The 10,831-nt window shown below is 69.3% G+C and carries 10 protein-coding genes; 7 read left to right on the forward strand and 3 right to left on the reverse strand.

Annotation, left to right across the window (positions count from 1 at the left end; translation table 11 throughout):
• Nucleotides 1–318: 318 nt before the first annotated feature.
• The 5 genes from D9R14_RS16510 to D9R14_RS16530 are packed head-to-tail and all read left to right on the forward strand — an operon-like array spanning nucleotide 319 to nucleotide 5,037.
• Nucleotides 319–1,173, forward strand: coding sequence for a branched-chain amino acid ABC transporter permease (locus D9R14_RS16510; protein WP_121624443.1), 855 nt, complete (start codon nucleotides 319–321; stop codon nucleotides 1,171–1,173).
• On the forward strand, nucleotides 1,170–2,192 hold the full coding sequence (locus D9R14_RS16515) for a branched-chain amino acid ABC transporter permease (RefSeq protein WP_121624444.1): 1,023 nt from the start codon (nucleotides 1,170–1,172) through the stop codon (nucleotides 2,190–2,192). The genes D9R14_RS16510 and D9R14_RS16515 overlap by 4 nt, the downstream gene beginning before the upstream one ends.
• Complete coding sequence (locus D9R14_RS16520) at nucleotides 2,192–2,944, forward strand: ABC transporter ATP-binding protein (RefSeq protein ID WP_121624445.1); 753 nt, start codon at nucleotides 2,192–2,194, stop codon at nucleotides 2,942–2,944. Before D9R14_RS16515 ends, D9R14_RS16520 begins: the two co-directional genes overlap by 1 nt.
• A complete protein-coding gene (locus tag D9R14_RS16525; RefSeq protein ID WP_121624446.1) occupies nucleotides 2,941–3,678 on the forward strand; it encodes an ABC transporter ATP-binding protein in 738 nt (245 codons plus the stop codon). Before D9R14_RS16520 ends, D9R14_RS16525 begins: the two co-directional genes overlap by 4 nt.
• A gap of 30 nt (nucleotides 3,679–3,708) precedes the next feature.
• Nucleotides 3,709–5,037 (forward strand): ABC transporter substrate-binding protein, encoded by a 1,329-nt coding sequence (locus tag D9R14_RS16530; RefSeq protein WP_121624447.1) that lies wholly within the window; start codon nucleotides 3,709–3,711, stop codon nucleotides 5,035–5,037.
• Between the two features lie 624 nt (nucleotides 5,038–5,661).
• On the opposite strand, the gene D9R14_RS16535 is transcribed toward D9R14_RS16530, so the two are convergent.
• Nucleotides 5,662–6,555 carry a LysR family transcriptional regulator gene (locus D9R14_RS16535; RefSeq protein ID WP_121624448.1) on the reverse strand — a complete coding sequence of 298 codons (894 nt, stop codon included), beginning with the start codon at nucleotides 6,553–6,555 and terminating at the stop codon, nucleotides 5,662–5,664.
• A 70-nt stretch (nucleotides 6,556–6,625) separates the two neighbouring features.
• Entirely contained in the window at nucleotides 6,626–7,384 is a 759-nt protein-coding gene (locus D9R14_RS16540) for a haloacid dehalogenase type II (RefSeq protein WP_121624449.1), read from the reverse strand.
• A gap of 217 nt (nucleotides 7,385–7,601) precedes the next feature.
• Between D9R14_RS16540 and egtB the strand changes: the two genes are divergently transcribed.
• Together egtB and egtD are read left to right on the forward strand one after the other, a co-directional pair.
• Entirely contained in the window at nucleotides 7,602–8,894 is a 1,293-nt protein-coding gene (egtB, locus tag D9R14_RS16545) for an ergothioneine biosynthesis protein EgtB (RefSeq protein WP_121624450.1), read from the forward strand.
• 2 nt (nucleotides 8,895–8,896) lie between these two features.
• Nucleotides 8,897–9,868 (forward strand): L-histidine N(alpha)-methyltransferase, encoded by a 972-nt coding sequence (egtD, locus tag D9R14_RS16550; protein ID WP_121624451.1) that lies wholly within the window; start codon nucleotides 8,897–8,899, stop codon nucleotides 9,866–9,868.
• Nucleotides 9,869–9,870: 2 nt separating this feature from the next.
• Here egtD and D9R14_RS23160 read toward each other — a convergent pair.
• A partial coding sequence (locus tag D9R14_RS23160) for an ATP-binding protein (protein WP_369333433.1) occupies nucleotides 9,871–10,831 on the reverse strand: 961 nt, incomplete at its 5' end.

Here is a 10,831-nt window from a genome sequence, read left to right on the forward strand (position 1 = left end):
AAAGTTCCATATCCGGCCAATCGTATGACAAAATGGGGGTACGTATGAGCAAGGCAGGGGACTGAACGGGGGACGTCGCGCTTCGACCGCGCCCTGAGGCGTCGAGGCGGCCTCGACGGCCATTCGGGCGGATGCGGCGCGGCCCGGCGGCGGATGTTTGAAGACATCGCAGGCGAACGCTGGGCGAAATGGCGAAAAGGGTGTCATCTGCCGAGAATTTGGGCGTGCCTTTTCCGCAAACCCTTTTGCAGATTTTCGCGGTACCCGCCGAGCGCCGAGGCGGCAACACTCGATCAAACACAACAACCTGCCAGAGCCATGGACATCGTTATCGCACTGACCATCAACGGCCTGATCTGGGGACTGATCGTCGCGCTCATCGCGCTCGGCCTGTCCATCATCTTCGGCCTTTTGGATATCATCAACGTCGCCCATGGCGACTTCTTCATGGTCGGCACCGTGCTCGGCCTGGTCATCGCCGGCACCACGGGCTTCTGGATCGCCCTCGTATTGGTGCCGCTCCTGGGCTTCTGCCTGGGGCTGGTGATCGAGCGCCTGGTGATCCGCCCGGCCATCAGCTCGGCCTCGCTCACCATCGTCATCACCTTCGGCCTGTCGATGATCCTCCAGGAGGCGGTGCGCGCCACCCTCGGCCCGCAGCCGCGCCGCATGGCTGCCCCGGTGGAGGGCACCATCCATCTGTTCGGCATCGACTACGACGTCTACCGCCTGTTCGCGGCCCTGTTCGCCGCGCTCGCCATCGCCGGCTTCTTCCTGTTCCTCTCGCGCACCACGCTCGGCACCTGGATCCGCGCGGTGCGGCACGACCGCGAGACCGCGACCGCGCTCGGCATCCCGGTGACGCTGGTATGCGCCTTCACCTTCGCCCTCGGCACCGCGCTGGCGCTGCTCGGCGGCGTCATCGCCGCGCCCATCACCACGGTGGACTTCCGCGCCGGCATCGACATCCTGCCGGTGTGCTTCATGGCGGTGGTCATCGGCGGCCTGGGCAACCTCAAGGGCACGGTGGCCGCCGCGGTGCTGCTGGCGGTGATGGAGGGCGTCGTCTCCGCCTTCGCCGACCCCACCATGGCGCGCATCTCCTCCCTGGTGGTGATGAGCTTCGTGCTGCTGGCCCGTCCCCACGGTCTGTTTGCGGGGGCCACGCGATGAGGGCCGCCGGCATCGCCTTGATCGTGGCGCTGGTCGCCGCGCTCGCCAGCCTGCCGCTGGTGCTGCCCGCCTTCGGCCTCACCTTCTGGGTGAACGTGGTGGCCGAGATCCTCATCTGGTCGCTTCTGGCCGCCAGCGTGAACCTCCTGTTCGGCTATGTGGGGCTGCTGTCGTTCGGCCAGGCGCTCTATTTCGGCTTCGGCATGTACGGCACCGCCATCGGCATCTCGATGTTCGGGCTCGGCCTGTGGCCGGCGCTGGCGCTGGGCATCGTCGCCTCGACCGGAATGGCGGCGGTGGCGGGGGCGTTCGCGGTGCGGCTGACGTGGCACTATTTCGCGATCATCACCGTCGTGTTCTCGCTGATCTTCTACTTCGTCGCCATGTCGCAGAAATGGCTCACCGGCGGCGACGACGGCCTGTCCTTCAGCGCGCCGCCGATCCTGGAGGCGGCGGGCTGGATGCTGACCGACCGCACCACGCAATACTACTTCATCTTCCTGGTCTGCCTCGCCTGCTACGCGCTGCTGGCGCTGGTGGTAGCGAGCCCGCTGGGCCTGCGCTTCGCCGCCGTGCGGGAGAACGAGAAGCGCGCCCAGCTCATCGGCATCAACGTCTATGCCACGCGCTGGATCGCCTTCGTGCTGGCGGGCTTCATCGCCGGGGTGGGCGGGGCGCTGCTGGCGCTGTTCGGACGCTACGCCTCGGCCTCCTACATGTTCTACCACGTCTCCGGCGAGGCGGTGGTGTGGGCCATCGTCGGCGGGGCGGGCACGCTGCTCGGGCCGCTGGTGGGCACCGCGCTGCTCATCATCTTCCGCGAGGTGGTGTCGGGCCTGTGGGAGAACTACCTGATGGCGGTGGGCGCCATCACCATCCTGGTGGTGATCTTCGCACCCAAGGGCCTCGTCGGCTCGCTCACTGCGCTCGTCCGCCGCGGCGAGAGCGAGGAACGCGAGCACCTGGAGAATCCGGGCATCCCCGCCACCCCCGCCACCGCCCGCGCGGAGGCCGAGTGATGGAAAACGTGCTCTCCATCCGCGGCCTCACCAAGCGCTTCGGCGGCCTCGCCGCGGTCGACGGGGTGGACCTCGACTTCCCCTATGGCGTGCTGAGCGCCGTGATCGGCCCCAACGGCGCCGGCAAGACCACCCTGTTCAACCTCATAACCGGCATGCTGCCGGCGGATGGCGGCGAGGTGATCTTCGAGGGCGACGACATCGCCGGCCTCAAGCCGCACCAGATCGTCTCGCGCGGCCTCTCGCGCACGCTCCAGATCAAGAGCGTGTTCACCGGCCTCACCGTCGCCGACAATCTGCGCGTCGCGGTGATGGCGCACGAGAAGATCGCGAGCCCGCTGCGCCCGGCGCTCGGCTTTTCCGGCGTCAACCGGCGGGTGGAGGAACTGCTCGCCGAGACCGGCCTCGCCCGCCTCGCGAAGCGCGTCGCCGGCACGCTCTCGTATGGCGACGTGGCGCTTTTGGAGATCGCGCTCGCGCTCGCCAACAAGCCGAAGCTGCTGCTGCTGGACGAGCCCATCTGCGGCATGAGCCCGGCGGAGACGGAGACCACGGTCGCCCGCATCGTCGCGCTCTCGAAGTCGACGCAGATCATCCTCATCGAGCACGACATGGAGGTGGTGTTCGCGATCGCCGAGCGCATCACCGTGATGGCGGCGGGCCGCGTGCTCGCGCGCGGCACCCCGAAGGAAATCGCGGCGAACCGCGATGTTCAGGACGCCTATCTCGGCGCGCCGGAGGACGCAGCATGAACGCCCCGCTCGCCCATCCCGTGGTCGGCAGCACCGTGCTCGACGTCAAGGGCCTTCAGGCCTCCATCGGCCGCGTCCCGGTGCTGCGCGGCGTCGATCTCAATGTCGGCGCCGGCGAGACCGTCGCGCTGCTCGGCCGCAACGGCGTCGGCAAGACCTCGACGCTCCGCGCCATCCTCGGCCTGCTCCAGCGGCGCGGCGGATCGGTGGCGTTCCAGGGCGCCGACATCGGCCGCCTGCCGGCCTACAAGCTCTCCGGCCTCGGCATCGGCTACGTGCCGCAGGGGCGCGGCATCTTCCCGGTGCTGACCGTGGAGGAGAACCTGTTCCTCGGCCTGAGGTCGGCACCCGATCCGGAACTGGTGGAGGACATCTACACCCGCTTCCCGCGGCTCGCCGAGCGGCGCTTCCAGGCCGCCGGCACGCTCTCCGGCGGCGAGCAGCAGATCCTCGCCATCGGCCGCTGCCTGATGCGCAAGCCGTCTCTGATCCTGCTCGACGAGCCGACCGAGGGCATCATGCCGAAGCTGGTCGCGGAGATCCGGCGCGAGATTGCCGCTATCGCCAAGCGCGGCGTCGCCGTGCTGCTGGTGGAGCAGAACGTGCGCACGGCGCTCGCGCTCGCCTCGCGCATCTACCTGATGGAGCGCGGGCAGGTGGTGCACGAGGCCACCAGCCACGACCTCACCACCGATCCCTCGACGATCCACCGCTATCTCGGCGTGGCGCTCTAGAACACGCACAAACAAACCGGAGTGGAACAGATGACCGACGGCAAGGCGAAATTCCCCGAACTCTCAGCATCCCCCGCTCCGGAGGCGTCCGGCCTCTCCCGGCGCAGCTTCCTCGGCCACGCGATCGCCGGCGGCGTCGCCGCGGGCACGTCCTATCTCGGCCTGACCAAGGACCTCTACGCCCAGGCCGGCGGGCCGATCTATATCGGCAACCACTGCGAACTGACCGGCGGCTTCTCCTCCTGGGGCTACTGGCACGACAAGGCCGCCAAGGCGGCGGTGAAGCTGGTCAATGACGGCGGCGGCATCGCCGGCCGCAAGGTGGAGCTGCTCACCGAGGACACCGAATCCAACCCGGCCGTGGGATCGCGCAAGCTGCGCGCGCTGATCGAGCGCGGCGGCGCGAACTTCGTGGTCGGCTCGGTGCATTCGGGCGTGATGCTCGCCTCCATCCCGGTCGCGACCGAGCTGAAGACCATCTATTTCTCCGCCGGCGAGGCGACCGAGGCCACCGGCTCCAAGGGCACGCGCTACTCGTTCCGCACCGGCACCGACACCTACGGCCTCGCCGCCGCCGGCGCGCCGTGGGCATTCGCGAACCTCGGCAAGACCTGGACCATTATCTCGCCCGATTACGCCTGGGGCCACAGCCACTACCAGGAGCACAAGGCGGTGATCGAGAAGCTCGGCGGCAAGGTGCATCCGCCGATCTTCGTGCCGCTCGACGCCAAGGACCTCGTGCCCTACCTCGCCAAGATCCAGCAGGACACGGAAGTCCTGTTTTCGGTGTTTTTCGGCGCCCAGTCGGTGGCCTTCTACACCCAGGCGAAATCCATGGGCCTTGAGAAGACCATGCGCATGTATTCCATCTGCGGCACCATGGAGGCGATCGCCCCGGCGGACCTGCAGGGCGCGGGCGAGGGCGTCTACCTGGTCGAGAACTTCCCGCGCATGCTGAAGTTCAAGGACGACGAATTCCACAAGAAGCACAACGAGGTGATGGAGATCGACGACGTCGACGCGCGCGAGAAGACCTCCACCAAGGTGATGGCCAAGAGCCATGCCTGGCAGTCGTGGGAGAACGTCTTCGCGCTCAAGGAGGCGATCGAGAAGAGCGGCTGGAAGACCAAGAAGGACGACCTGCTGGTCATCGAGGCGCTGGAGGGTCTGGAGATGGCCAATTCGCTCGGCCACCCGCAGGGCGCCAAGCTGCTGCGCAAGGAGGACCACTCCGGCATCATCGACTGCTACATCTCGCGCGTCATCGACAACAAGTTCGAGGTGCAGAAGAAGGTGACGCGCGAGGAGCTCGGCAAGGCGATGCCGCCGCGCGTGGACCTCTCCAAGATGCCGGCCTGAGCGGCGGCATCCTTCCCGATCGGCCTGATGCCCCGGCTTGTCCGGGGCATCCACCCTCGGTGATCCCTTTCCGCCGTCATGCTCTGGCTAGACCGGAGCATCCATGCGACGTTCCCACAGCGCGCCCGGCCGCAGGATGGGCCCTCCGGTCGAGCCGGAGGGCGACGGCAGGGCTTGTGAAAGCGGCGGGGAAACCCTCACCGCGGTCATGCCCCGGCTTGTCCGGGGCATCCACCCTCGGTGATCCCTTCCCCCCGTCATGCTCCGGCTTGACCGGAGCATCCAAGCACCATCGGCGCCGTCCGCCAGGCTGCAGGATGGGCCCTCCGGTCGAGCCGGAGGGCGACGGCAGGGCCTGTGAAAGCGGCGGGGAAACCCTCACCGCGGTCATGCCCCGGCTTGTCCGGGGCATCCACCCTCGGTGATCCCTTCCCCACGTCATGCTCCGGCTTGACCGGAGCATCCAAGCACCATCGGCGCCGCCCGCCAGGCCGTAGGATGGGCCCTCCGGTCAAGCCGGAGGGCGACGGCAGGGCTTGTGAAAGCGGCGGTGACAAGAGCGACAGGGCGCTGAAGCCCGCCCCCGCTTCGGCTTGACCGGCGCGTACCGCGACCCGCTTCCGCTCACAGCTTGGTCAGATAGTCCGCGTCGCGCTTGAACACGTCGGTGAGGTGGCGCAGCACCATCTTGACGCGGCCCATGAATTCCAGGTCCTCGTGGACGCCCACATAGATGTCGCGCGTCACCGTCACTTCGTCCGCCAGCACCGGAATGAGGCGGGGGTTGGATTTGGCCGAGAACAGCGGCAGCAGGCCGATGCCGGCGCCGCGGGCGATGGCGTTCTGCTGCGCGTGCATGGAGGTGGAGCGGAAGGCGACGTTGGCGGGCTCCAGCACGTCGAGCAGCCAGTGCACGGGCTGGATCGCCACCAGGTCCTCCACATAGTCCACGAACATGTGCGCAGGCAGGTCGTCCACCGTCTGCGGCAGGCCGCGGCGGCGGATGTAGTCGGGCGCCGCATAGAGCGCGAGGCGGAACTGGCCGACCTTGCGCATGACCAGGCGCTGGCCCGAAAGCGGCACGAACGAGATGGAGATGTCCGCCTCGCGCTTGGTCAGGTTGATGAGGTGGCGCTCGGTCACCAGCTCGACGACGATGCCGGGCTCCTTCTCGGCCAGTTCCGCGAACCGCTCGGCAAGGTAGAAGGCGCCGATGCCCTCCATGGAGGCGACGCGCACCCGGCCCGTTGGCGCGCTCGGCGCCGCGCGGATGGATTCCTGGATCTCCCCCGCCTCCAGCTCGATGCGCTCGGCGATGGCGAACAGGCGGTGGCCCTGCTCGGTCAGCACGAAGCCGTCGGGCTTGCGGTCGAACAGCTTGACCGAGAGGTCCTTCTCCAGCTCGGCGATGCGGCGCGAGACCGTGGTGTGGTCCACCCTCAGCCGACGGGCGGCCGGCATCAGCCGGCTCTGCCGCGCCAGCTCCAGGAAGTAGGTGAGGTCGTTCCAGTTGAACACGGCACCCCCGGCGATCGGTGGACGGTCAGCGCAGGCCGGCCCGCCTTGATGACCGTCTAATGACGCTCCGTCAATGCGCTGCGGGCGCGATGCCGGGCAGGCGGGCAAGCTCGGACAGCGAGGCGACCTCGAAGTCCGGCGCGAAGCCGAGCCCTTCGAGCTGGGTGCGCAGCGCCTTGTAGAAGGTGGCTGGGGGCAGCAGGCCCGCCTGAGCCGCCTTGCCGATCTCCGCGCGCACCGCGGCGGCGGGCACGCGGGCGATGCGGGCGACGCGGAAGCCGAACCTCTTCGCCCCGGCAATGTCGAAGCCGTTGGCGGAGACGAACACCACGTCCGCCGGCTTGACGCCGAGCCGCGCCTCCACGAGCGCGTAGGCCCGCGGGTCCGGCTTGAACGCGCCGGCTGCGTCGACGCTCAGGATCGCGCCGATATGAGGCGCAAGCGGCGAGCGGCCCACCAGCGCGTCGAGCATGGCCGGGCTGCCGTTGGAGAGGATCGCGCGCGGATAGGCGGAGAGCGCGGCCAGCGCCGCCTCGGCCTCGGGGTAGGGGGTGAGGCTGTTATAGGTCTCGGCGATCTCGTCGATGAGCGCCGGCGACGCCTCCAGTCCCAGCACGCCGAGCGTATAAGCGAGCGACTGGCGCGTGACCGCCCAGAAGTCCTCATAGGCGCCCATCAGGGAGCGCAGCCAGGAATACTCCAGCTGCTTCATGCGCCAGATCTGGGTGATGATATCGCCGTGGCCGGGAAACGCCGCCTCGGTGGCGTCGGCCACCGACTGAACGTCGAAAAGGGTGCCGTAGGCATCGAAGACGAAAGCCTTGGTCATGGGGGCTCCGGGCAAGGTGGGGACCGGCAAAGCGGGTTCCGATGCACTTTTTTAGGTGCTCGCGGCATCCAAAGCGAGGCCTGCAGCGTTGAAAGAAAACGTCGCGCCGCGCGTCGCCGCGTGAATCGCGGAAGGCGCGGCGTGAGGAGCGGGCCGTCGGGCCGCCGGATCGGCGCCTCGGGCGCGTCCCCTATGCGCCATCAGGTAGGAGCGAACCATGGGTTTTCGGCCGGATGCCGTGGCGCACAGCGCCGAGGCTACCTCGCACGATGACGTCGCCGCCCGCTTCGCGCGCGTCAGGAAGCTGACCCTCGACCTGGCCGCTCCGCTCTCGGACGCGGACGCCTCGGCCCAGTCCATGGCGGATGCCTCGCCCGCCAAGTGGCACATGGCGCACACCACCTGGTTCTTCGAGAGCTTCGTGCTGCGCGATCATGTGCCCGGCTACATGCCGTTCGACGCCCGGTGGCCGTTCCTGTTCAACAGCTATTACGAAGCGGAAGGCGCGCGCATCGCCCGTCCGCAGCGGGGGCTGCTGACGCGGCCCTCCCTCGACGAGGTCCGCGCCTACCGGGCGGCGGTGGATGCGCGGATGGAGGCGGTGCTGACCGATCTGGCTCCCGAGGTTCTGGCGCTGGTCGACCTCGGCTGCCACCACGAGGAGCAGCACCAGGAATTGCTGCTGACCGATCTCCAGCACCTGTTCGCGCAGAACCCGCTCGACCCGGCCGTCTATCCGCCGGCCCCGCGGCCGCCCGGCGCGGTTCCGGAGCCGGTGCGCTGGATCGAGGGCGCGACCGGCGCGGTCGAGATCGGCCATGGCGGCGAGGGCTTCGCGTTCGATTGCGAGGGGCCGCGCCACGTCACCTGGCTCCAGCCCCACGCCCTCGCCGACCGGCTGGTCACCAACGCCGAGTGGGCGGACTTCATGGCCGACGGCGGCTACGAGACTCCGTCGCTCTGGCTGGCCGACGGCTGGACCTTTGTGCGCGAGAATGCCGTCGCCGCGCCGGCTTTTTGGCGGCGCGACGGCGCGGGCGCGTTCACGCAGCGCTTCGGGCTCGACGGCCTGCAGGACATCGACCGTGCCGCCCCGGTGCGTCATGTCAGCTATTACGAGGCCGACGCGTTCGCACGCTGGGCCGGGGCGCGCCTGCCCACGGAGGCCGAGTGGGAGAGCGCGGCTGCCCGGCTCGATCCGCAGCGCGGCACGTTCCTCGATGCCCCCGTCGCGGTGTGCCCTCTGCCGGTGCGCGGCGGCGAGGGGCTGCGGCAGATGTTCGGCGATGTCTGGGAATGGACCTCGTCGGCCTATCTCGCCTATCCGCGCTTCCGCCCGGCAGAGGGGGCCATCGGCGAATACAACGGCAAGTTCATGTCGGGCCAGTTCGTGCTGCGCGGCGGCAGCTGCGCGACGCCGCGCGGCCATGTGCGGGCCACCTACCGCAATTTCTTCTACCCGCACCAGCGCTGGCAGTTCACGGGCCTGCGCCTCGCGAAGGACCTTTGACCATGCTGCGCGAGATCGACCGCATCCTGCCCCGGTCCGGCGGCGCGCCCCCGGACCCGGCCTTCCTGGCCGATGTGCAGTCCGGCTTTTCGGCGCGGCAGAAATCGGTGCCGGCGCGGTGGTTCTACGACCATCGCGGCTCGCAATTGTTCGAGGCCATCACCCGCCTGCCGGAATACTATCCGACCCGCACCGAGCGGAGCATCCTCGCCGCCCGCGCGGGGGAGATCGCGGCTCTGGTCGGGCCGGGACGCGCGGTGGTCGAGTTCGGTTCGGGATCGTCGGCCAAGACGCCGCTTCTGCTGCGGGCCGTCGCGCCCGCCTGCTACGTGCCGGTGGACATTTCCGGCGCCTTCCTGCGCGAGAGCGCGGCGGCGCTCGGCCGCTCGTTCCCGGATTTGCCGATCCATCCGCTGGAGGCGGACTTCCTTGAGCCGCTGAGCCTGCCCGATGGCGTTGCCGGCGCCGGCGCGCTCGGCTTCTTTCCCGGCTCGACCATCGGCAACATGGAGGCGCGGGACGCGGTCGACCTGCTGCGCAACATGGCGGCGACGCTCGGCGCCGATGCGCGCCTCGTGATCGGCATCGACCGCATCAAGAGCCCGGATATCCTCGTTCCCGCCTATGACGACGCTCAGGGCGTCACCGCGCAGTTCAACCTCAATCTTCTGGCGCGCATCAACCGCGAGCTTGCGGCGGACATCCCGATCGCGGATTTCCGCCATCTCGTGCGGTGGAACGACGACGCGGCGCGGATCGAGATGCATCTTGAGGCGACGCGCGATCTCGCCTTCACCGTCTCCGGCCGGCGGTTCGCCATGCGCGCGGGCGAGACCATCCACACCGAGAACAGCCACAAATACGGCCGGCGGGACGCGGCCTTGCTGCTGCGGGCTTCCGGATGGACGCCGCTCGCCGAATGGACCGACGCGGACGACCTGTTCGCCGTCATCCTCGCCGGGGCGGCGGACTGACGTCACGCCGACATCAATTCGTCCGGCCCGCCCGGCTTCAGCGCGAGCGGCTTGCCGCCGAGGTCCTCGAACACCTGCTCGCGGCAGGTGAAGACCAGGATCTGCACGTTGCGCGCCGCCATGTTCAGGATGTCGAACATGCGCTTGATGCGGCTGTCGTCGGAGAAGACCAGCGCGTCGTCGAGGATCACGGTGGCCGGCTCGCCGCGCTCCACCAGCATTTCGGCGAAGGCGATGCGCACCAGCACCGCGATCTGCTCCTGGGTGCCGAGGCTCAGGTGCTCGAACGCCTCCTCGTGCTCCCCGTCGCGCTTCACGCCCTTGATCCTGAGATTTTCGTCGAGGACGATGCGCGCGCCGGGGAACAGGATGCGCAGATAGGGCTCCACCCGCTTCAGCACCGGGTTGAGATAGCGCTCCTTGGCCAGGGTTTCCGCGTCGCGCAGGGTGCGCGCCAGGAGCGAGAGCACATCGGCCTCGCGCTGAAAACGGGCCTTTTCCGCCTCGGCCAGCTCCAGCTCGCGGCCCTTGAGCGCGATCGCCTCGTCGAGGCCGGCCGCCTCCGACACCTCGATGCGCGACTTGAGGCCGGCGATCTCCTCCTGGAGCGCGGCGCGCTTTTCGCGGCGCTCGGCCAGGGCCTGCTCCAGCCGGGCGATGCGCGCGTCGAGCTGCGGCAGCGTCTCCTCGGTGCGCTGGCCGACCAGCGCGGCGATGGCCTCCTCCTGCCGCGCCAGCGCCGCGCGGGCGGCCACGATGGCGGCCTCCAGCGCCGCGTCGTCCGCGGCCGCGCGGGCGCTCTCCAGGGCCGCGCGCAGGCTTGCCGCGCGCTGCTCGGCATGGTCGTGACGCGCCGCCAGCGTGGCGAGGTCCGCCTGAAGCCGGGCCAGCGCCTCCTCCGGCCCGGCGAGCGCGGCGCGGGCCGCCTGGGCGGCCTCGCGCGCGGCAAGCACGGCGGCCTGG

This window comes from Xanthobacter tagetidis (assembly GCF_003667445.1).
Classification (GTDB): Bacteria; Pseudomonadota; Alphaproteobacteria; order Rhizobiales; family Xanthobacteraceae; genus Xanthobacter; species Xanthobacter tagetidis.

Coding starts and splice junctions, on each gene's coding strand:
- D9R14_RS16510 (WP_121624443.1), top strand. CDS start 319: ATGGACATCGTTATCGCACTGACCATCAACGGCCTGATCTGGGGACTG.
- D9R14_RS16515 (WP_121624444.1), top strand. CDS start 1,170: ATGAGGGCCGCCGGCATCGCCTTGATCGTGGCGCTGGTCGCCGCGCTC.
- D9R14_RS16520 (WP_121624445.1), top strand. CDS start 2,192: ATGGAAAACGTGCTCTCCATCCGCGGCCTCACCAAGCGCTTCGGCGGC.
- D9R14_RS16525 (WP_121624446.1), top strand. CDS start 2,941: ATGAACGCCCCGCTCGCCCATCCCGTGGTCGGCAGCACCGTGCTCGAC.
- D9R14_RS16530 (WP_121624447.1), top strand. CDS start 3,709: ATGACCGACGGCAAGGCGAAATTCCCCGAACTCTCAGCATCCCCCGCT.
- D9R14_RS16540 (WP_121624449.1), bottom strand. CDS start 7,384: ATGACCAAGGCTTTCGTCTTCGATGCCTACGGCACCCTTTTCGACGTT.
- egtB (WP_121624450.1), top strand. CDS start 7,602: ATGGGTTTTCGGCCGGATGCCGTGGCGCACAGCGCCGAGGCTACCTCG.
- egtD (WP_121624451.1), top strand. CDS start 8,897: ATGCTGCGCGAGATCGACCGCATCCTGCCCCGGTCCGGCGGCGCGCCC.